This is a genomic window from Vicinamibacterales bacterium (assembly GCA_036012125.1).
GTDB lineage: Bacteria > Acidobacteriota > Vicinamibacteria > Vicinamibacterales > UBA823 > UBA11600.
Genome location: DASCOS010000009.1, coordinates 294,899 through 317,417, shown reverse-complemented (window position 1 = coordinate 317,417; position 22,519 = coordinate 294,899). Strand labels below are relative to the sequence as shown.

The 22,519-nt window shown below is 56.2% G+C and carries 15 protein-coding genes; 10 read left to right on the top strand and 5 right to left on the bottom strand.

Going from position 1 to position 22,519, the window contains the following annotated elements; translation table 11 throughout:
- Nucleotides 1-12 precede the first annotated feature (12 nt).
- Nucleotides 13-1,359: an alpha-L-fucosidase gene (locus QGH09_04215; GenBank protein ID HJO17390.1), complete on the bottom strand. Its 1,347-nt coding sequence runs from the start codon at nt 1,357-1,359 to the stop codon at nt 13-15.
- 190 nt (nt 1,360-1,549) lie between these two features.
- On the opposite strand from QGH09_04215, the gene QGH09_04210 reads away from it, so the two are divergent.
- The 6 genes from QGH09_04210 (at nt 1,550) to QGH09_04185 (ending at nt 11,980) form a co-directional block, all read left to right on the top strand.
- Nucleotides 1,550-3,463 carry a molybdopterin-dependent oxidoreductase gene (locus QGH09_04210; GenBank protein HJO17389.1) on the top strand — a complete coding sequence of 638 codons (1,914 nt, stop codon included), beginning with the start codon at nt 1,550-1,552 and terminating at the stop codon, nt 3,461-3,463.
- Between the two features lie 10 nt (nt 3,464-3,473).
- Nucleotides 3,474-5,312 (top strand): NAD(P)H-dependent oxidoreductase subunit E, encoded by a 1,839-nt coding sequence (locus QGH09_04205; GenBank protein HJO17388.1) that lies wholly within the window; start codon nt 3,474-3,476, stop codon nt 5,310-5,312.
- On the top strand, nt 5,305-6,240 hold the full coding sequence (locus tag QGH09_04200) for a 2Fe-2S iron-sulfur cluster-binding protein (GenBank protein ID HJO17387.1): 936 nt from the start codon (nt 5,305-5,307) through the stop codon (nt 6,238-6,240). The genes QGH09_04205 and QGH09_04200 overlap by 8 nt, the downstream gene beginning before the upstream one ends.
- 18 nt (nt 6,241-6,258) lie before the next feature.
- On the top strand, nt 6,259-7,752 hold the full coding sequence (locus QGH09_04195; protein HJO17386.1) for an Nramp family divalent metal transporter: 1,494 nt from the start codon (nt 6,259-6,261) through the stop codon (nt 7,750-7,752).
- Between the two features lie 36 nt (nt 7,753-7,788).
- A complete protein-coding gene (locus QGH09_04190) occupies nt 7,789-9,378 on the top strand; it encodes an amidohydrolase (GenBank protein ID HJO17385.1) in 1,590 nt (529 codons plus the stop codon).
- A gap of 61 nt (nt 9,379-9,439) precedes the next feature.
- The gene (locus QGH09_04185; protein HJO17384.1) at nt 9,440-11,980 is read left to right on the top strand and encodes a prolyl oligopeptidase family serine peptidase; all 2,541 of its coding nucleotides are present in this window, start codon (nt 9,440-9,442) and stop codon (nt 11,978-11,980) included.
- 50 nt (nt 11,981-12,030) lie between these two features.
- Here QGH09_04185 and QGH09_04180 read toward each other — a convergent pair whose 3' ends face one another.
- The 3 genes from QGH09_04180 to QGH09_04170 all read right to left on the bottom strand — a co-directional run bounded on the left by QGH09_04180 (nt 12,031) and on the right by QGH09_04170 (nt 16,872).
- On the bottom strand, nt 12,031-13,305 hold the full coding sequence (locus QGH09_04180; GenBank protein HJO17383.1) for a DUF362 domain-containing protein: 1,275 nt from the start codon (nt 13,303-13,305) through the stop codon (nt 12,031-12,033).
- An 88-nt stretch (nt 13,306-13,393) separates the two neighbouring features.
- Complete coding sequence (locus QGH09_04175) at nt 13,394-15,814, bottom strand: xanthine dehydrogenase family protein molybdopterin-binding subunit (protein HJO17382.1); 2,421 nt, start codon at nt 15,812-15,814, stop codon at nt 13,394-13,396.
- Between the two features lie 314 nt (nt 15,815-16,128).
- A complete protein-coding gene (locus QGH09_04170) occupies nt 16,129-16,872 on the bottom strand; it encodes a DUF1080 domain-containing protein (GenBank protein ID HJO17381.1) in 744 nt (247 codons plus the stop codon).
- A 271-nt stretch (nt 16,873-17,143) separates the two neighbouring features.
- Here QGH09_04170 and QGH09_04165 point away from each other — a divergent pair, with 271 nt between their 5' ends.
- The 4 genes from QGH09_04165 to QGH09_04150 all read left to right on the top strand — a co-directional run bounded on the left by QGH09_04165 (nt 17,144) and on the right by QGH09_04150 (nt 21,476).
- Nucleotides 17,144-17,626, top strand: a complete 483-nt coding sequence (locus tag QGH09_04165) for a YajQ family cyclic di-GMP-binding protein (GenBank protein HJO17380.1) — start codon at nt 17,144-17,146, stop codon at nt 17,624-17,626.
- 325 nt (nt 17,627-17,951) lie between these two features.
- Nucleotides 17,952-19,130 carry a 4Fe-4S dicluster-binding protein gene (locus QGH09_04160; protein HJO17379.1) on the top strand — a complete coding sequence of 393 codons (1,179 nt, stop codon included), beginning with the start codon at nt 17,952-17,954 and terminating at the stop codon, nt 19,128-19,130.
- Entirely contained in the window at nt 19,127-20,362 is a 1,236-nt protein-coding gene (locus tag QGH09_04155) for a transketolase C-terminal domain-containing protein (protein ID HJO17378.1), read from the top strand. The genes QGH09_04160 and QGH09_04155 overlap by 4 nt, the downstream gene beginning before the upstream one ends.
- 118 nt (nt 20,363-20,480) lie before the next feature.
- A complete protein-coding gene (locus tag QGH09_04150) occupies nt 20,481-21,476 on the top strand; it encodes a thiamine pyrophosphate-dependent enzyme (GenBank protein HJO17377.1) in 996 nt (331 codons plus the stop codon).
- Nucleotides 21,477-21,582: 106 nt separating this feature from the next.
- Here QGH09_04150 and QGH09_04145 read toward each other — a convergent pair whose 3' ends face one another.
- Nucleotides 21,583-22,488 (bottom strand): M55 family metallopeptidase, encoded by a 906-nt coding sequence (locus tag QGH09_04145; GenBank protein HJO17376.1) that lies wholly within the window; start codon nt 22,486-22,488, stop codon nt 21,583-21,585.
- Between the last annotated feature and the right edge of the window lie 31 nt (nt 22,489-22,519).

Sequence of the window (22,519 nt, the reverse complement as noted above, 5' to 3'; positions counted from 1 at the left end):
TCGGTCACCACTTCAGGGCTGTCCCGATTGCATCTCAAGGACGACGATTTCATCGATGAGGCCATCGGGTCGAGCCGGTAGCGTGACCAATAGAGCATCATCGTTCATCTCAAACGGCACAAGGGCCTGGTTGCGAAGTAACCGGGCGGTTGCTATCTTGCGGTTGAGGCTCGGGAGTGCGAGGACCCGCCCATTCCAGTCGAGCACGTGGAGATAGACGACGTCTTGTGTTGCCGTGCTAACGCCCCACGGTCCTGGAGCGATTAGACCGCCACGCGTGTTGTAGATTGAGTCGCCGTACAACTCGAGCCAGCCACCAATTCCACGTAATCGCTCTACGAATTCAGGCTGAATCTTCCCGTTCGGCATCGGTCCGACGTTGAGCAAGAAGTTTGCACCTCGGCCCGCAGCGCTTACAAGGTAACGGATGAGTTCTTCGGTGCTCTTGTAATCGTGATCGGTCAGGTTAAAGCCCCAGGATCGGTTGATCGTTTCTGCTGTTTCGAGCGGCAGTGTGCCAATTTCAGTTGTGTTGAACCCGGCGCTGTTGACGCCAGGCAAATCTCTTTCAAACATCTGAAAGTCCTCGCCGGGTTTCGGTGCTAGGTGGTGATTGGATCCGATGAGAGCCTGCGGCTGAAGTTCGTGGATCAGCGCATAGGTTTCTTCTAATCGCCATGGCGCATCCCATTTATCCCACATCCCATCAAACCAAATCCCACCGATCTCCCCATAATTGGTCAGGAGTTCTCGCAACTGACCATTCATGAAATCAATATACGTGCTCCAGTTGCCATGTTCTGGCCGTCCAGCCTGTTGACCGGTTCGACCACGTGGGAAGTAATCCTCATGTCGCCAGTCAAGTTGGGAATGGTAGAAGAATAACTTGATCCCTTCTTCCCGGCAGGCCTCGGCGAGGTCGGCTAGAACGTCACGCCCATAGGGTGTTCGGTCGACGATGTCCCAGTCAGTCAGGGCGGAGTCGTACATTGCAAATCCATCATGGTGTTTGGAGGTGATCGTGATGTACTTCATGCCGGCGGCCTTGGCCAGTGCCACCCACTCGCGAGCGTCGAACTCGGTTGGATTGAACTGTTCGGCAAGACGGTCGTAGTGCAATACTGAAATACCAGGCCTATCGGTATAGGACGGGGTGCCCCGTTCTTCCATTACCCATTCACCGGCACCGAGAACGCTATAGATTCCCCAGTGGATAAACAACCCGAACTTGGCATCCTGGAACCAGGCGCGCGCGGCTAGATTTTCTGGGCTTGGCTGTTCGGTTGTCTGTGCAAGAGTCCCACTGGGGACTTGCCAGAGCAGGCCGACCAATAAGCCGATGCGCCAATAGTTATTCATCGCAGGTTTTCCTCATCAATCTGCACAGCCGTTGGGATCCGTATTTAGTGGTCAAGTGCGGAATGGTCTTGATTAGTCCCCAAGATTAGCATGAACACCGGTCTGATTTCGGTACGATCGCCGAGTCCACCGTGAATGCTGCTACTTGCCATGATAAACTCCGCTCTTCCGAGAGCTGCGAGGACATGAGATGGGAGAACCTTTAACCCGATTGACACACCCGTTGATTCGAGAGAACGGCTCGTTACGACAAGCAAGCTGGGACGAGGCCTTGGACCGTGCGGCGTCAGGTCTCAAGAAGGTCGTTGATGAGCACGGTGGGTCTGCAGTCGGGATGTTTAGTTGCTCGAAGACGACGAACGAGATGAATTTTGTGGCGCAGAAATTCGCTCGCTCGGTAATCGGCAGTAACAATATTGACAGCTGTAACCGCACCTGACACGCTCCCAGCGTCGTCGGTCTGGCGACGGTCTTCGGAGCGGGAGGCGGCACGAGTTCCTACCAGGCACTGGAAGAAGCTGAAGTAGTCATCTTGTGGGGGTCAAATGCTCGCGAGACCCATCCGATATTCTTCCATCATCTACTAAAGGCAGTGCGGAACGGTGCCCGCTGCTACGTTGTGGATCCGCGCCGAACGAGTTCGGCGCAGTGGGCAGATGTTTGGCTTGGTCTAGACGTCGGTTCCGACATTGTTCTAGCCAACGCTGCGGCGAGGGAAATTATCACCCAAGGTCTCGTTCACAGTGATTTTATCGAGCATGCTACGACCGGATTCGACGAGTACCGCGTGGCGGTTGAGTCGTATACCCTCGAGCACGCCGAACGAATCACTGGCGTGCCAGGAGCCTTGATCCAAGATCTGGCTCACACCTACGCTGGTGCCAAGAAGGCACAACTCTGCTGGACACTTGGGATCACAGAGCATCACAACGGAGTGGACAATGTGCTGTCTCTGATTAACCTGTCGCTCCTAACAGGCCACGTTGGACACTCTGGTTCTGGCCTCAATCCTGTGCGTGGCCAGAATAATGTTCAGGGTGGCGGTGACATGGGTGCAATTCCGAATAAACTAACCGGCTTCCAGGATGTGGAAGATGACGCACTACGTCAGAAGTTTGAAAGTGCTTGGAACTGCACTATTCCGGAGAAGAGCGGCTGGCATTTAACACTGATGTTTGAAGCCATGGAACGGAGCGATCTGCGTGGTCTCTACGTGATTGGCGAGAACCCAGCGCAATCTGAGGCGAACGCTGAGCACGCGATTCACCTGATGAAGGGATTGGACCACCTCGTCGTTCAGGACATTTTCCTGACCAAGACTGCTGAACTCGCGGACGTCGTATTACCAGCGGCCGCTGGCTGGGCAGAAGCAGAGGGCACCGTTACGAGCAGCGAGCGACGGGTACAACGTGTCCGAAAAGCACTCGACCCTCCGGGAGAAGCGCGTGACGACGTCGAGATACTGTGTGAACTTGCAAGACGGCTAGGACATGACTGGGGCTCTCCAACTGCTGAGGAAATCTGGAACGAAGTAAGGAGCCTGTCCCCGATGCATGCTGGTATGAGTTACGCCCGGATCGAGGCGCTGGGTGGTATCTGTTGGCCTTGTCCTGATGAGCATAGTCAGGGGAGTTCGTACTTGCACGGTCGGCTGTGGAAGCGGCCCGTGGAAGGTCGCTTAGCACCTTTCAGTGTCGTTGAGCATTTGCCACCAGCCGATGAATTGACTGACGAATATCCGCTCCGTCTAACAACCGGGCGACGACTGGACTCATATAACACCGGAGTGCAGAGCGGCGGCTTTCGGTCTCCGCTCAGGCGGCCAGAGACCCTTGACATTTGCGAGTCTGACGGTCGCCGATGGCGTGTTGCTGACAACGAGCAGGTACGGGTCCGCTCACGCCGTGGTGTGATCAACATGACTGTGCGTTATACGAACGATCTACGACCCGGCTTGGCGTTTACCACATTCCATTTTTCCGATGAGGCTGAAACCAATAAACTGACCAACCCGACCTGGGATAAGAAGTCGGGAACGGCCGATTTCAAGGCTACGGCGATTTGTATCGAGAAAATTGAGTCGCCGGTCGGTAATGGCGGATGAACGAGCGTAAATGGATCTGAAACTACTGCCGGTTGAGGCGAATGAAATAGAACGTGCTGCGGTCGCTACCATTATTGAGCACCGGTCGGATTTACCTGAGGCGGAACAGGTTGCAGGGGAAGGCCTTCAAGAGGCGCGCGCCAGGCGACACCTACTGCTGCCCGCACTCCACGCTGTACAGAAGAAGGTTGGCTGGATCTCGCAGGGTGCGTTCAATGAGATCTGTCGCCAACTTCTGATCCCACCTGCTGAAGCCTACGGTGTTGCGAGTTTTTACGCGTTGTTTTCTACCAACGAGAGGCCGGCACGAGTTGCGCACGTGTGTGACGATATCGCCTGTAAGTTACGTGGTGCAGACGGGTTGTGCGCGACACTAGAGCGTAAATTGGGTTCCCCAGGAACGCCATCGGTAAACGGGAAAGCGACTTGGCATCGAAGCCCTTGTCTCGGACTTTGCGAACGTGCGCCAGCCGTTCTGTTTCAGTTGGCTGGTGATGGGGCGGACGGTACGGTGGCGCCTGCGAAGGTGGAAGATATTGAAGAGGTGTTGAATGGTGCTGCTATACCGACACCTCCTTCCATTTCAACGCCACAAACCACCGGACCGCGAGATCCAGCCTTGCGCTTACTACGGCGTGTTGACGCTTGTGACCCGACGAGTCTTGCTGCATATCAGTCCGCCAATGGATATGCAGCACTTCGCCGAGCGATTGAAATCGGGCCGGCGCAGGTGATTGCAGAAGTATCGGGGTCAAAGCTACAAGGCCGTGGCGGTGCGGCGTTTCCAACTGGCCGTAAGTGGGATGCCGTGGCTAAGGCTCCGGTCAAGCCACATTACTTAGTGTGCAACGCCGATGAATCTGAACCTGGGACATTCAAGGACCGCGTCTTGATGGAGGAAGACCCGTTTGCCATCGTCGAGTCGATGACAATTGCAGGTTTTGCCGTTGGTGCTGACCAGGGATACCTTTATATACGGGGCGAGTATCCGTTTGCTACCGCGCGACTGGAGCACGCGATCCGCGAGTGCCGATCGGCAGGTCTTCTGGGTCCCGATGTGATGGGCAGTGGATTTTCCTTCGATATCGACGTTCGTCGTGGTGCCGGTGCCTATATCTGCGGTGAGGAAACGGCGCTGTTCAGTTCGATCGAGGGTTTTCGCGGCGAGCCCAGGAACAAACCACCGTTTCCAGTGGAGGTGGGCTTGTTCGGTAAGCCGACCGTCATTAACAATGTAGAGACGCTAGCTAACGTCCTCGACATATTGCTTGAAGGTAGGTCGGCTTTCGCCGGGGTTGGCACCGAACAATCGACTGGTTCGAAGCTCTTTTGCGTGTCTGGTGCTGTGGAGCAGCCAGGTCTCTATGAGGTGCCGTTCGGTACAACGTTACGTGAACTCTTGGATCTGTCTGGTGGAATAAGCAGTGGTAAACGTCTCAAGACCGTGTTGCTCGGAGGAGCTGCCGGTTCCTTTGTGTTGCCAGAGCACCTCGACACGCCGCTCACGTTTGAGGGGACTCGGGCGATCAACGCATCACTGGGTTCTGGCGTCGTAATGGCGTTCGATGAAAACGCTGAGATGCGCGGTATCGTATTGCGGATCGCGGCTTTCTTTCGGAATGAATCATGCGGGCAGTGTGTGCCGTGCCGAGTTGGCACGGTGCGTCAGGAGGAGCTTTTGCAGCGGCTAGTACGTGATGATGCTCAGCCGTCGGCCGAGGCTGAGTTACTGGACGAGCTGGCTCAGGTGATGCGCGACGCGTCGATTTGCGGCCTTGGGCATACCGCTGCCAATGCAGTGCAGTCGGCGGTGACGTTGGGATTGTTCGGAGGACTCACGGATGAGTGATCAAGTGACGGGACGGACGTTGCCTCTGGTCGAAGTGACTGTGGATGGTGAGACGGTGCGTGTGCCTGAGGGAGCCACCCTCCTGGATGCCTGCCGCGCGAAGGGTGTTGACACGCCGACGCTGTGCTATCTCGACACCCTCACTCCTGTAAACGTGTGCCGTGTCTGTGTCGTTGAGCTTGAAGGTTCCCGGACGCTGGTGCCCTCGTGCTCACGTGCGGCGCAGCCAGGGGCTGTCGTGCGAACCGATACGCCACGGGTCCGTCATAGCCGAAAGCTTGTCCTTGAACTCTTGGCCTCGTCGGTCGATCTGTCCTTGGCAAGTCATGACGTGCGGCGGTGGATAGATAGCTACGAGGTGAATGCCGAGAAGTTTGGTCCGTTGGCGGCGGCGGTTAGTGACCGCGATGGTCGTAGCCCAGGACATCACCACGCGCCGGACGGAACGATAGCGGAAACGGTTGCACAACCGGTCAAGATTCACGACGAGATGTATATACGCGATTATTCAAAATGCATTCTTTGCTACAGGTGTGTTGAAGCCTGTGGTGAGGACGCGCAGAACACATTTGCCATTGCAGTTGCAGGGCGCGGTTTTGACGCCAGGATTTCAACCGAATTCGATCGGCGGTTAGACGATTCGGCTTGTGTGTATTGCGGGAACTGCATCGGCGTGTGTCCAACGGGCGCCCTTATGTTCAAGAGTGAGCATGACCGTCGAGAAAGTGGAGAGTGGGACGAATCAAAGCAGAGTGTGACTCGTACGGTATGTCCTTACTGTGGCGTGGGATGTAATCTTGATTTACACGTGCAGAACAATGAGATCGTGAAGGTAATGTCGCCGATGGACCATTCGGTGACCCACGGGCATCTGTGCATCAAGGGACGTTTCGGATGGCAGTTCGTCCAAAATCGCAAGGAAACGTGAGCGGGAGAACCCTCAGGTATGACTGATGAGCAATCGGCACGGTTGGAACAAGTAGTCGGCAAGTTGTCACTGCCGAATACCTCTTGGCGGGGAATGCTGCGACACTTTGGTCCCGGACTCATCCTGATGATGACCGGTGTTGGGACTAGCCATCTTGTGACGGCGCCGACCGCAGGTGGCCGGTTTGAGTTTGCGCTGCTGTGGTGCATCCCGATCGCCTATATCTTCAAGTACTACGGATTTGAGATGGCCTTCCGGTTTACAAATGCTACTGGCAAGAGCCTCATCGAAGCGTATGGTACAGCTTGGAAAAAATGGCCGCTCTGGTACGTGATGATTACCACGGTCATTCAGTCGGCCGTTGGTCAGGCGGGTCGTCTAGCTGCTGCAGCCGCAGTCGCATATTACCTTTTCACGACGACCGTTGGTTTGCCGCTATCCCAGACACACTATGGCTTCGTGCTTGCCACCACAGCGGTGGCGATCATTCTCTACGGCAATTACGCAGCCGTTGAGACTGCAACCAAGATTCTGGCTGGGATGCTGATTGCTTGCACGTTCTTGGTGTTCTTCTTCCGTCCAGTTGGCTTAGATGCGTTCAGCCATTTCTTTATCTTTGAAACACCCGCGGGGTCGTGGCTCGTAATTGCTGCGTTCCTTGGGTTACTGCCCACCGGGATTGATGTGTCGCTTCAGGCTTCAGAGTGGGGTAAAGCGAAGAAGGTCGGCATGGGGCGCATCAGACCTGAATTGGAGCGCGCTGGCCTGGTGGAAGCGTTTGACCCGTTCTCGAACTCGAAAGTTGGCCTGGCCGTCGATACATCGAAGATTCCTGCGCACGGTATTGAATACTGTCGCCGTTGGTTTCAGATCGGCTTATGGGATTTCAGGCTAGGTCACGTAGTGTCATTCATACTGGCCACCATTTTTCTATTACTGGCCGCCACCTGGATGTATCCCAGTGAGGTAGCCGGCAACAATGTCATGGGCGAGATTGCTAGAATCTTCACTGACAGTATCGGCCCGGAGATGATGATCATTTTCATTCTCGGTGCGTTTGCTGCGACCTACTCCACCGCGTTTAACTACTTTGATGGCTGGCCGAGAATCGTCGGTGCCTGCTGTCGAAACATTTTTCGCTCGACGGCGGCACTGCAGGGGATCGCGAGGGAAGATCTCACCGATGATCACCGCCGACACTGGTACTCCGAGTACAACATCTACCGTCTGACGATGTTGTTTTCACTTGTCTCGTCAGTGGCGATCATTGCGGGAGTACCCAGGCCAGTCTTCTTGGTGCTAGTCGCCTCGGCGCTGGCCCTCTTCGTTGCACCGGTGATTTACTTCTTGAATCTGTACTATTGCCTGACCATCATCCCGAAATCCGATAAACACTTCTATCCATCGACATTCGAAGTTATGTTTAGCTGGTTGAGTCTGGCCGTGTTCAGTGGGCTAACGGGGATTGTTATTCTCGCACGTGTTTTCGGTGTTGAGCTATTTGGAGCATAACTACCTAGGTCGGGCGGCTATCGAGGGAGGTCTTTCATGCACAGTCGTTGTTGGTTAGCGGTTTTAATGTTCGTTCTGCTCGCAAGCCCGTTCTCTATCCATGGACAAGAGGTCGAGCGGCTCAACGACCTCAAACAGGAAGCTGTAGCTGAGGTCGAGAGTCTGCGACAGTTTACACAACAGGCCGTCGACCAGATTTTTAGCTTCGGCGAGCTGGGTTTTCAGGAGTTCGAAACATCCAGTTATGTGACTGGCATCCTGAGCGACAACGGGTTCTTGGTAGAGCAAGGGGTCGCAGAGATGCCAACAGCGTGGATTGCGACCTGGGGATCGGGCAAGCCGGTTATCGCGTTCGGGAGCGACATCGACGGTATTCCCAAGGCGTCGCAGAAGCCTGGAGTGGCTTACCACGACCCAATTATTGACGGCGCCCCAGGCCACGGCGAAGGGCACAATTCTGGCCAGGCCGTGAACGTGACGGCGGCGCTCGTTCTCAAGAAGCTCATGGAGCGCGAAGAGATTCCAGGAACTATCATGCTCTGGCCAGGTGTTGCTGAGGAGCAGTTGGGATCAAAGGCCTATTTCGTTCGAGGCGGACTGTTTCAGGATGTTGACATCATGATTTTCACCCATGTCGGTAGCAATATGGGCGTGAGTTGGGGCGAAGGCAGTGGTAATGGACTCGTGTCGGTAGAGTACACATTCCACGGTGAGTCGGCGCATTCGGCCGGAGGGCCATGGTCGGGTCGCAGCGCGCTCGATGCGGTCGAACTGATGAATGCGGCTATGAACTACCGACGTGAACACCTTAGGCTATCGCAACGCACGCACTATGTGATCACAGATGGAGGCGACCAGCCAAACGTTGTGCCGTCGCGCGCCTCAGTTTGGTACTACTTCCGCGAGCTCGACTACGAGCACATCAAGGACCTCTTCGAGATTGGCAACACAGCGGCGGAGGCAGCGGCCAAAATGACTAATACAGAAGTGGAGTGGCGGATCCTCGGGTCGGCTTGGCCGCGGCACTTCAATAAGGTGATTGCGGAGACGATGTACGAGAATATCAAGATGGTTGGACTCCCCGAGTGGAGTGAAGCGGACCAAACCCTAGCCAGAGCTCTTCAGGAAGAGCTTGGTGCCGAGCCGACTGGACTTGCGACAGAACTTGGTGAGTTGGGCGGGCCGCCTGAAGGCGTCCGGACCGGCGGCGGCTCGGATGATATTGGCGATATCTCGTGGAACGTACCGACGGTCACTCTGAGATTCCCTTCGAACTTCCGGACGGGAGGTGGCGGCCATCACTGGTCGAGTGCCGTCGCGATGGCAACGCCGATCGCCCACAAAGGCTCAACAGCGGGTGCAAAAGTTATGGCAATGACCGCGCTGGATTTTCTCCTCCAACCGGAGAAGGTTGAGGCGGCTTGGACGTACTATCGTGATGTTCAGACAAAGACTCAGGAGTACGTTCCATTTATCAGTGCCGATGACCGGCCGGCGACTCACCTAAATCGCGAAATCATGGGGGAGTTCCGGGAGGAAATGCGAAAGTACTACTTCGATCCAGCCCGGTATGACACGTATCTTGAGCAGCTCGGTATCGAGTATCCGACCGTCAGACAGCCCTAGAAGAAACTGGGCTGTACGAGGGGTCTGGCATAGCTAGGGCTGGAATCGAAAGGAAAGGTAGATGAAGGTAGACATCGATTCGCAACGACGACGTTTTAAGGATTCTACGGTCGTGGTTGGGGCAATCCTGCTGATAGCTATGGTGCTGGACTCCTCACCGATACGGGCTCAGGTCGATCCGTCTAATGATTATTTACTGCCGCCTGTATCTGTGCAGGAGTTGTTTGACCGGGACAAGAACTTAGCGGAGCTTGACCGAATAAGTCCAAACGGTTCACATTTTTTGATTCCGTTATCTGATGAATTGTCGAGCCTCGAGGTGATGGCACGCCGGACGCTACGGCTTGGGATGCTGGAGTTGATGCCAGAGGTGGATCGGGAATGGCGGCTAGCGACCTATGGCATTCGTGGTTATGACGTCTACGCTTTGGAGGAACGTCGGCGATGGTCGATCGATGTTCCGGAAGGAAGTTTCGTTAGTGACGCTATCTGGTCTCCAGACGGTAGCCGATTGGCATTTCTCGCGCACTTAGCTGAAGGCACTCAAGTGTGGACGGCGGACGTCAGCACTGGTGCGACTGAACAGCTCAGCGATGCGCGTGTGATGGCGACACTTGCAGCTCGGGGTGGTGCGGGCGTGCCCTCGAGGATGCTGCAATGGATGCCAGACGGCTCGGTACTTGCGCTGCTCGTGCCGGCCGGCCGAGGTTCAGAACCCGAAGCCGACCCGGTGCCGACCGGCCCCGTTGTGCGTCGCACACGCGAGAAGGCAACGCCAACCCGAACACTACCGTTTCTGCTTCGGACTGAGTACGACGCTGACCTATTTCGCTACTACACAACTGCACAGCTCGCACGTCTTTCGTCTGGACAAGCACCGCAACCGATTGGCGATCCAGCTATGTATCTGTCGATCGCCCTGTCACCGGACGGTGGACACATCCTCGCTGAACAGCTCGTTGAGCCGTTTTCGTACATTGTCGGATACACGAGTTTTGGGCGCGATCTCAACGTACTGAATCTGGATGGTGACGTTGTGTCAACAATTCGACAGATACCGTTGTACGAGTCATCAGAGCGAGACAACCGGCCTGATGCGAAACTGCCGCGAGAGGTCGCGTGGCGGCCTGACGGGCGTGGCTTGTCGTGGCTTGCCAGAACGCCGACGGCCGCTGAGGAAAGTGATGACACTAGAGACACTAAACAGCAAGAACGCGTGATGGGCGTTGAGGAGCCGTTTGTTGTTGCGGAGGCGAAGGTTCTTACGTCGACAGAAGGTCGGTTTAGCGACCTTCATTTTGATGCTGCGGGCGATCATTTTTTTGCGGAAATCACCGAGGACGGCGAGCGGACCCTTTTCGCATACGACACGTCGGTTGAGCCGGCTGCCGGACAGGTGTTGGTGAGTTATGACCCGGATAATGTTCTCGAACTACCGGGTGAAATACTGACGCGCCAAGACGGCAATGGCATCACGACGGTCATGATGTCGAGCAATGGTCAATCTGCGTATCTTCGGGGTTCCGGTTATGGCGAACAATTTACGCCGCAGCCATTTGTTGATCGGGTCGAAATTGCGAATGGTGTAACCACGCGTCTATTTGAGGGCGCGGCCGAAACGTTCGATTGGCCCTTAACTCCACTCAACGATGACCTAACACGGATGATCGTAAGTCGAGAAATGACTTCAATGGCACCAGACAGCTATCTGTGGAGCACTGACGGTGCGTGGGAGAACTTAACCCAAAATGTTGACCCGTATCCCGAGATTACAGCTGCTCAGCGGATCGACTTTGAATTCACGCGTCGGGATGGCCTCACCATCCAGGCGCGGATTTCGTTACCGACCGATTACCAATCTGGTGATCGGGTTCCTGCAATTTTCTGGACATATCCTCGAGAATACGCGTCAGCCGAGGAGTATAAACAGGCGTCGATCCGGGCTCGTAATCATAACGTTTTTTCACCGCTCAGCTTTCTTCGCTGGTCGGATATCTGGCTGACCCAAGGGTATGCGGTGGTATATCCAGACGTCCCGATTCTCGGTCAGGCCGGGCGGTTTAACGACCGTTTCGTCGCGGACATGACTGAAACAATGTACGCGGTAATTAGAAAAGTTGACGAGATGGGATACGTTGACGTCGATCGAATCGGACACGGCGGGCACAGCTACGGTGCGTTCGCGACGGCCAATCTACTCGCACACACGCCGTTCTTTAAAGCCGGGATCGCCGGTGATGGTGCTTACAATCGCACGTTGACGCCGATGACTTTCCAAGGAGAGCAACGGTTCATCTGGGACGCACCGACAACTTACCTCGAGATCTCACCATTCTTTTACGCGGATCAGATTCATTCACCACTACTTATGTACCATGGGGAGCAGGACAATAACTCCGGCACCTTTCTCATTCAGTCTGAGCGAATGATGCAAGCACTGACCGGTTTGGGGAAGAGGGCGGCTCTCTATATCTACCCTTTCGAATCGCACGGACCACGCGCGAAGGAAAACTATCTAGACTTGTGGGCGCGATGGTTGGAGTGGTTCGATCTTTATGTGAAAGGGCAGGAAGCTCTGAAATCAAAAACGGATGGATTGTGACTCCTGCTTGATTGGCGTGATCCCTACGGAGTGTAGTTTCCGGTCGTCCATCAGGACCGGTTAGCCACGCGGCGACGTCGAGTAGAAAATTCCGGCGCCTCTTTGAGGCAAGTCCCTAGAATTCTAAATGATGTGAGGAGTGCACGGAATCCTGTTCGGTGCAACTTTGCTGGGGGTGCATCGTTCACGCGATACCCATCCTTGTCTGCGACGGCTCGCTCCCAGCCACGAAATAATCGTCCCCAGTTACTGGTTAAGACTTCCCGCATTACTGAGCGGCCTTTTGTCGGATACCAAAAGCTGTCGTGATACAGGACGCTGGCGAGGTAAGCCCACGGTGCCAGTATGGTCTTAAGTGACCACTCAAGTGGTCGCCGCAGTGGTCCCCAGTAGATCCTGTGTTGCATTTTGGATGCAAAGGTCATCTTGCGGAACGGTCCTACGAAACCCCATTGCTCGGCTCCGGCTGCTTCATCGCCAACGATGGCGATGTCACGCGGGTCACCACATCCGAGTTTCGCGTCGTGTGCTAACCGGATGTACTTGATTGACAACGGATCAAAGCCCATCAACTTAGCCGCCACGGCATCAATAGCCACTTGATCACTACTGGCCAGGATAACGTTCTTAACGTACGGCGTCATGCACCTTGGTCCGGGGCCATCGCCAGCGAACGTGCCATCCATGACCGCGAATACACCCCGGTGGACCTTGCGCTGAATCAGTAGGAGGTCAACGAGCGTCTCGTGAATCACTGGATGGGTCCAGTGTCGGCGTTCGTTGAGAAGTCCTCCAAAGGCATTTTTCATCGCACCAGTTGTGGTTGTGAAGACGTGGGTCTTGATGGTTGGCAAATGGATGATGTTTTCACCAATAAAGCGTTTTGGAATGAGAAAGCCTTTCGGATAAACGTTATTCAAGCACAAAAACTTGTCGGCCAAATCACCCACGGCATCTCGTATGTGCACCCAGTCCTCGCCCTCATAAAGATGAATATTACGAAGGCCGTGTGTCTCAACCACTGGCAGTTGTTTATTCTCACGCTCACCCAAATGTGCGTCGATGACGACTGTCCGGTTGTGGCAGGCGTGGAGTAGTGCGGGATCATACCCATCCTGCTTCATCGCGCGGATTACTCCGTCAAGCTGCCACGGTGTGGTCGAGCTACCAGGAAAGAAGAAGTGCCAGGAGATATTGACTTTGAGTGCTGTATCGACAGAAGGGTCTATCACCTGCCGATACCCGGCCAGATTCAGCAGCTCATGATAGTCGCTGATTACGGTTGATGGCTGTGTCCGGAGAATAGCGACAGTCGCATGAGACATTGTGTTCAGTTTATCGTCCGTGGGAGAGAAGCACAAAAAAAGGGGGCGGCATCCGCCGCCCCCTTTTTGCGAACCATCAAGCTACTGGCTAACCGATGTTCGCGGTTAAATTGCCGTCCGGCCCCATCTCGAGTGAGCTCAGAATCATGTCCGGGGTAACCGGGGTTCGGCGAAGATGCTCGTCGCCGATCGCATCAGCGATGGCACTTAGCACCGCACCTGCACCCGCACCCTGTGGTGGCTCACCGATTCCCTTCGCACCGACCGGTGTCTGTGGGTCAGGGATATCGACTGCTCCCCACTTCATGTGGAGCGGAACATCTAGGATAGTCGGTGGCTTGTTTGAGTAAAATCGCTTCGCCACCGGCAGACCCCAATGCTGGTCATATGCCGTCCGTTGCTTCATTGCGTGCCCAAAACCTTGGATGGAGCCACCATTGATCTGGCCACCTAGGCTGCGGGGATGCATGATCACGCCGCAGTCGGCCGCTGATGCGTAATCCACAACGCGGACATGACCCGTCTCGACGTCAACCTCAACTTCCGCGAAACCTATAACGAACGTATAGGTATCTCCGTCACGCCCGAAATTGTCACGTGCTACACCCATCAGACCTCCGCCGGCTAAATTCGTGGCCGATGTTGCAGTGAACGGGTTGATGTCTTCTGGTAACTCGTGACCATCGTACTTGCCGCCTATTTGGATTGCACGCTCAGCCGCCCGCGCGAATGAGAGAAACCGCGAGCGGTTGGACCGGTGATACACGCGGCCGCCGCCGACATCATAGTCGTCAGGCGTCCCACCTAAATCACGCGCTGCGATTTCTTGCAGTTTGCGCTTGGCATCGAGGCCGGCGGCCCAGTTCGCACGGGTGTGTGCGTGGGTAGTTTGACTACCGCCCTGGCTAGCACTCCAAGGGAGATGCCGGCTCGTGTCGCCCCAAGCGACCGTTACGTCCTCAAAAGGAAAGTCCAGCACCTCGCACGCCGCCCGGGTTGTGTCGAAGACGGAGTGCGTGCCCAGATTGCCAATGCCAGACTGAACGTACATCTTGCCGTCCGGCTTGATCACGAGAAGACCATCGTAGCCGATACTGCCACCCACGTACGGGCTCACGGACACACCGACCCCCGTTACCTTCATGCCGTTACGTTGGCCGCTTCGCTGCTTTCGCTCTTCCCAGTTGAAGAGCTTGCTGCCTAGGTCAAGCGCCTCGCTTACGTTGGCACTTGTGACACGGCGACGAACATCTTCGTCATTCGTTGGTCCGTAAGCGGCTGTGCCACTTGGTGCGTTGATTCTATGGAACTCGACATGATCAATGCCGAGTTGTCGCGCAGCCTTCGACATGACTGGCTCAAACATGGCGACCGCCTGAACGCCGCCAGGTCCTCGCTGTGAGGCTCGCGGCGGAGTATTCGTCATCACGCTTAGACCGCGGAATCGTATGTTCTCAGGCTGGTAGGTCAGTGACACGATTCGGCCAGTGGTGAGAAAATCACCTTGGCGATTGTAAGGGCCGTTGTCCTGCACAACGAACAGGTCTACTGCAGTCAAACGGCCATCTGAACGGAAACCGGCCCTAACCCGTGCTTGGTAGCCTGGACGAGCACGACCAATATAGTTCTCTTCTTGGCGCGTGATCCGCAGCATGACTGGTTTCCCAATCTTCCGCGACAGTAATCCCGGGATGGCCTCAAAGATCGATCCAGGAATCTTGCTACCGAACCCCCCACCGCTGTACTCGGCGATGAGCACCAGGTTTTCTGGCTCGATTCCAATCCACGCAGCCGCTGGCGCGTGGCTGCGCACGGTGCTCTGTGTGGAGCAGTGCAAATAGCACTTCCCGTTCTGCCAGTAAGCCATCGCAGTCCGTGTTTCAAGTGGCTGATGTGATGTTGAGGCCTGAACAATTGTCTCATCGAGAACGAGGTCCGCTCCAGCAAGAGCCTCCTCAACGTCGCCGTGCTCCCATTCCTCTCCGACTTCACCCATTGGTAGCTTGCCGGGTTCAGCAGACGCAAAGACATCCTCCGGCCACTTGACGGTCGTGACCTCACGCCCAGCGAAGGCATTGCCATCCAAGCGTGCGTTCGGACTACCCGGGCGAAGGCTCTCCATTGGGTCGATTACGAACGGGAGTGGCTCGTAATCGACACGAATTTTCTCGATAGCATCCGCGGCCGTGGTTTCGTCGACCGCAGCTACAGCGAGAACAGGCTGGCCTTCATAAAATGGCTCGGTCGAATTGAGTGCACGCTCTTGGATGCCTTCGCGCTGCACCGGCGGGAGGTCGTCTTCTGTGAGAATCCCTTCAACGCCTTCCATTGCCAGCGCTTCACTTGCGTCTATGCGCGTGATGCGGGCGTGGGGCATCGGGCTCAGCAATAGCTTTGCAAAGAGCATTCCCTCGGCACGGAAGTCTTCGGCATACTTCGCTTTTCCCGTCACTTTCGCGACGATGTCTGGAGTCTGATAATCCTTACCGATGTATTTGTAGTCAGCCACTTCGCTCCCTCCGCGTCTTTTCCACGTGGCGACATGCCTCGAGGCACACCACAGTGTGCCCTCAGCTCGCCGAAACGGCCTCTCGTAGACAACGCAGCTTAACATGAGTCTGGTGCCAGACTCCATGCGGAAATCACGGGAATATTCGCGAGAGCTTCGCCATGTTGGTTGCTATTGGCTAGTGCTTATTAACAGCTCGTTTTTCCCTTAAAAACGAGATGTTTAGAGGATTATCTTAACCTCGGAGACCTAACCCGAGACCTAAAAGGCTAATCGTCTGTTGTCCGCTGTTGGACCGAGTTGCGGGCCCAACCTCACAGCTCCCGAATCCAGATATTCCGGTAGCTGACCGGGTGGTCGTGTTCTTGGAGAAGAAGTGGTTCCATGGGTCTATGTGTCTCGTATTCGGGTTGGCCGATGAAGATGCTTGGCCCTTGGAGTACTACGTGGTTTTGAATTAGCACACCGTTATGCAACACGGTTATCGTCGCTGGTTGCGCGATCGTACCGTCCACATGAAACCGAGGCGCCCTGAAGATGATGTCGTAGGTCTGCCAAGCGCCAGGCGCACGTGACGCGTTGACCAAGGGAATATGCTGCTTGTAGATGCTACCCGCTTGGCCGTTCGAGTAAGTCCGGTTCTCGTAAGAGTCAAGCACCTGCACCTCATAGCGACTCATTAAGTAAACGCCACTATTTCCCCGGTCTTGCCCCCCGCCTGTCACAACCGACGGCGTGCGCCACTCGACGTGCAGCTGAACGTTGCCGAAGCCTTGCTTCGTTACGATGTCTCCGGTATCTGGCAGGACGGTAAGTACACCATCAGAGACTTTCCATGGAGGGGCTCCACCACTACGTGATTGCCAAGCTGAGAGATCGCTGCCGTCGAAAAGAATGACCGCATCTGACGGTGGTCCACCTGAAGCGTTGGGAATAACGATAGGCGGCTCGGGTTCCCACACCTCGGTTAAGGTCGGGTCGCCTTGATCCTGGGCGAGGGCGGACACGGTGCTGAGCGTGAGAATGGCTATGAGGACGACGGTGCGGGACTTGGACATTAGTGACCTCCCAACTGGCGGCCCTGAGCCGCCACGACGCGATTATAATTCTAGCGTCAGTCAGCACGCCATGACCGCGTTACATCGTAAGGAATCTATCTAAATTTCCAGGCTGTTGTGGCCAGTCCTGAGTGCTCTTGCTGAAGTGCGTTTCGTGCCCGAAATCCGATTCGCGTAGCCCGAGAAGCATTCCGTTATTCGCTGGCATGGTGACATACTGCTACGAGATTAAGCTTTTCAGAAGAGCGCATCACGCTCATCGGAGTAACCAATGCCATCGTTCGACGTTGTCTCGCGGGTGAATCAGCAGGAGGTCAGGAATGCCGTCGATCAGGCAAACCGTGAATTGGGTACGCGCTTCGATTTCAAAGGCACCAACGCCCGATTCGACTTGGAGGACGATCAAATCACCATGCGAGCGCCGAACGAATTTCAACTCCGCCAGATGTACGACGTACTAACGAAGCGCCTCGTCGGCCGCCAGGTCGACATTCGTTGTCTGAAGCTCGACGATCCACAGATCAACGTAAGCGGGGCTAGGCAGCTCATCATGGTACGTCAAGGCGTCGAGTCGGAGATCGCGAGGGAGATCGTTAAACTCATCAAAACACTGAAACTCAAAGTTCAGGTCGCCATTCAGGGTAACCAGCTGCGCGTGTCGGGCAAGAAGCGTGACGACCTCCAGCAGGTTATCGGCATGCTCAAGGAAGCCAAGTTCGACCTCCCGCTCCAGTTCGAGAATTATCGTGATTAGGACGTTTTCCTGCCGGGCGGGGGGCGACCCAAAGGTCGCACGTCGGGAACCGCTACGGGCCAGCAACGCTACCGCCACGAGGCGGGCCCCGCTGTGCCATGTCGATCCGAACGCTTGGCCCCGCGTCAGCAATCCGGCTTGTGACAGTGGATGGTGTCCGCCGTCAATGGGGCGACGACGACTGCCCGTAAACGGCACCACCGGTGGAGCCGTTATTTTCGGTAGTCACTCCGTGGTAGTATTCAGCGTTTGGGCTCGTGTAAACTAACAGTCGTATCGCTCCGTGAGCACCCGGCTTTGGCCACGAAACTTACAAGGGACGATCATGATTAAACGCGTAGAGGTGCAATACCGAGGGGTTTATCAGAAGACCCTCGGCAAGTACATCGGCGGCGACATCGTTCAGATCGCTAGCCGGATGGGCAAGGTTGCCTTTTCGAACGGGCGTTACAGCGATGCCCCTGAGCGCAATGGAATCCCCTGCAAGTATTTTGCGTTCGTATCACCTGACCTGTCCGAAGCGGAGTTGGAGGCCGAGTGCGGGTCTTCGTACAACGCCGATAACGTCGATGTGTCTGTGGTGGTCGATGACGCCATGGCACAGGGGGTCGAGCCCTGGGGCTGGCATGGTATACGCCCGGTCAATGAGTTGGTAGGTCACAAGGCTTGCCTGCTGGTGGTCACCCGCCGCAACCATGAGCACCTTCTCAAGTTCACGGCCAAGAAGCCGCAACCCTACCGGTTGGCGACGTTAGAGGGAGATGCCAGTCTGGCCGGTATGTGGGTTTTCAAGGACGACCTCACACGCGAGCGTTGTCTTGGTGCCGTTGCCGCCGTGGACCCAGGCATCATCTCTATCGAGGCGGTTGAAGAGTATCTGCTGGATACCGGGAAGGACGCGGACCGTGCGCGTGCGGCGCGGGACGCCTACGAGGCGACGCTACGCCGGATCAAGGTGGTCAATCCGGATCAGGGTATCGACTGGCCGCACGAGATTCCGGTGCTGCCCAAGTGGCATGAGTTCGAAGAGGGCGGTGTTGCGGTCCCGGCGGTCAAACGAGGCTTTAAGCTAGGGCCACGCGGCCAGAACCGGAACGACGGGTTCAAGCACGGAACCTCCAAGACAGAACGGCCAGTCGTCCGATTCGATCTCTGCATCAAGTGCACGCTTTGTTGGGCCGATTGTCCCGATGAGTGCTTCGACCCGACGGATGACGGACTGTACGACATCAACTACGAAGTGTGCACGGGCTGTCATAAGTGCGCGGATGTCTGCCCGGTCAAAGAGTGCATCGTCATGGTCCCCGAACTGCAGTTCGAAGACGAAAAGAGTCCCTGGGAGCAGCACAAGAAAGACCCTGCGGGTTACATCCAGTGGGCCGAGGACAAAAAGGGTTCGACGCGTATCCGCTACCGGCATGTCACCGGTGAGGGTGTCGAAAAGTACAAGGCAACACCCGTCCCACGAAATATGGATGGGCCAGGACAGAAGGAGGCATTGTGACGACGGCCGCTCAACCAACTGACGTCTGGGAACGCGAGCTCTTACTCACCGGCTGTCAGGCGGTTTCACATGCTGTGAAACTGGCAGACGTCGATGTCATTTCCGCGTATCCGATCCGACCCTACACCGAGGTGATGGACCAGTTGTCGCAGCTCATTGCGGATGGGGAACTCGACGCCGAGTACATCATCGCCGACAGTGAACACTCGCAGTTCGAGATCGTGAAGCATGCTAGTTCCGTTGGGGCACGAGCTTTTGGCGGCAGCAGCGGCACGGGATGGATGTATGGGATGGAAGCGCTGGCAGTGACGGCTACTGATCGCCTCCCGCCACTCTTTCTTGTCGGCAACCGGGCGCTTGACGACCCTGGGGCGTTCGGGGTTGAACACAATGACGCGATGTCTGTACGGGACCTCGGTTGGCTGATCTGTTGGGCCAGTACCGCCCAGGAGGCGCTGGAGCATGTGTTCATTGGCTATCGCGTCGCCGAAGACAAGAGGGTGCGCATGCCGATGGCCTTGGCCATGGACGGCGGCTTTTTGACCCATGCGCAACACATGGTGAAGGTGCCGACGTTAGAGGCGGTTAAGCAGTTCCTCCCGCCATACGACCTAGGAGACCGCGTGCTTCATCCGGACAACCCGATTTCTGTCGCGCCTCAGGTGAATGAAGATTGGGTCATGGAGTTGCGTCGACAGAACTGGGAAGCGGCGCGCAGGGCCAGAGGGGTGATCAAAGAGGCGTATCAGGAGTTTAACGGCGTCTTTGGCTCGCATGGTTCGCAATACGACAATCCGTATTTCACCGAGTACATGACGGAAGATGCTGATGCGGTGCTAATCGGCATCGGTGCGGTGTGTATGCCGTCCCTAGCGGCAGCCCGGCGTCTACGGGAGAAGGGGCACAAGGTCGGCTATGTCAACCTGCGCTGGTTTAGACCATTTCCGACGGAAGAGTTGCGTGCGTGTCTGGGGCGGTTCAAGGGCGTAGGGGTCATCGACCGGGACTTCTCCCAAGGATCCCCAGACAACGGCGGGATCCTCCTGCAGGATGTCCGTTCCTGTCTCTATCCGTTGCGCGGGGACGGTCCTAACGTGATCAATTTCATGGGTGGCCTCGGTGGCCGGGATATATCTATTGACGAATGTATTGACATGTACGAACGGACCCTGGCAGCCGGCCGTGGCGACGTCCCAGAGGAGATCGTGAGTTGGATTGGTCTACGGGAATAAGTGAGCACTGAGACAGTTGGTGAGCATGCAGGGTCAGTCGATGGGTTTAGCAACTGCCTGCACGACGCCAATGCGTGACGCACGCTCGGTGGTGAAGAGTTAAGGAAGGATGACGGACATGGCAACAACACTCCCGGTGATCGACTACGAAAAGATCAAGAAGGTGCACGACGCGCCGCACGAGGAGTTCTACACCTCCGGTCATCGCACGTGCCAGGGCTGCGAGTCGGCCTTGGTCATGCGCGATTTCGCTAAGGCTTCCGGCCCGCGGACCATCGCGACGGGTGCCACCGGGTGCATGTATGTGGCGAACACTAGCTATCAGACGACGCCTTGGGTCATCCCATGGATGCATACGCAGTTGGGCGCTGGCGGAGCGTCAGCTGTCGGGATGGCGGCTGGTATACGGGCGCTGATGCGCAAGGGGAAGATCGCTAAAGAGAAGATCAACATCATCAATTTTAGTGGAGATCTCGGCGGGGCCGACATGGGTCTTTCGGGAATTTCCGCGGCTCTTCAGACCGACTACGACCTACTCATCATCCTCTACGACAACGAGTCGGCAGCCAACACGGACATTCAGGCGACGGGCCTCAGCACCTATGGTGCCGTAACTACGTTCACGCCGTCTGGGAAGGCGCGTCGGATCATGCAGGCACGATGGAAGAAAAATGTGGCGCCGATGCTCGCCGTCGGACACCCAACGTGCCGCTACGTTGCGACTGCGAGCCCGGCTTTCCCGGCCCTAGACTTCATGAACAAAACGCGAAAGGCGCTGAACGTCAGTGGGCCGACCTTTATCCATACGTTCGACCCCTGTCCCAAGGGTTGGGACTTTCACCCTGGTTATTCTCGGGAGCTAGGCGAGTTGGGTATTAAGTGCGGTATCTTCCCCCTCTACGAGATCCTGGACGGTAAGGTTACCTATACGTATGACCCGCATAAGAAGGGGCGCATCCCCGTTCGTGACTACCTCGTCAAGCAAGGGCGTTTCGCCCATCTGATTGATGAGGACTTCGATTACATTCAGGGGATGGTCGATACGATGTGGGAGGAGTGGGAGCTTCCTGGCATCGCTCCGATCAAGAGTGGCCTGAAGTTGGCTAGCCGGTAGCCCTAGCGCTCTGGTTCATTTTCTTGGCAACGTATTCTGCCACGGCTGACCGTAGCGAGTGGTGTCTGTTGACACTCGTGAGTCACGCCGCCGTGACAGCCACTCGCTACCAGGTCACGTAGCGATACATCAGGCGGATCAGCTTATAGGCCTCGGTCATATTCCGCGCGTCGTACTCCACTGTTGTTCCATCGATTCTGCGAACGTTGGGGATCGCCTGGACGATGTCCGCCCGTGTCGTCGTCGCTGAGCGTAATCTGAGCGTAATCGGGCCCTGCGTGTCGAGTGGGCGGGCGGCGTCAAGGTTGGCAAGTGCCTGAAGCGTGCCCGTGCGCAGGCGCGCTTTAATATCTTCCGGATGACGTAGTTTCGCCACCGATGAACCGATAGCCTCCTTTGTCGCGACCGTTTGTGTTGACACCAGCTCCCTGAACTGCTCGGTGAACGTTAGGTCGCCGGTGGCGAGGATGATCGGAACACCGTGGCTGCCGGCATAGAAGGCGTTCAGACCGCCTTCGCCGACTTCGGTACCGTTCAGCCAGAGACCCTTCACCGATCCTGTGCCGGTGTGGGCGAGGAAGCCACCTTCCGTCCCCGCGCGTGCGTGATAGCCGAGAAAAATAGCGGCGTCGAAGGAGTTGTCCAGTCCTTGTACCATTCCGAGCGGCTTTAAGTTGCCCTGGATATACTGCACCCGTGGATCCAGTTGGGTGTGCAGTAGGTTCTGCATATCTCCATGTGAGTCGTTAACTAGAACGTCCGCCGGACCGTGCTCGAAAATCGCGGCGACGACCGTATTAACCTCTCCGGTCATCAACTCGCGACCGAGTGCGTAGTCCTTACCGGAACTACTTGTCATCCGGCCGGTGCCGATCCCCCCAATGCCTTCCATGTCAACCGAGATGAAAATATTGAGCCTGTCTTGTTCGTGCGCGACAGTCGTCGGGGTGGTTACGATGGCCGCGAGTGTTGCAATACACGCAAGGCGGCCGAGGCATGGCTGCTTAGTCATATTTCCTCACTCCAGAAGTCCGTCCGTTTGG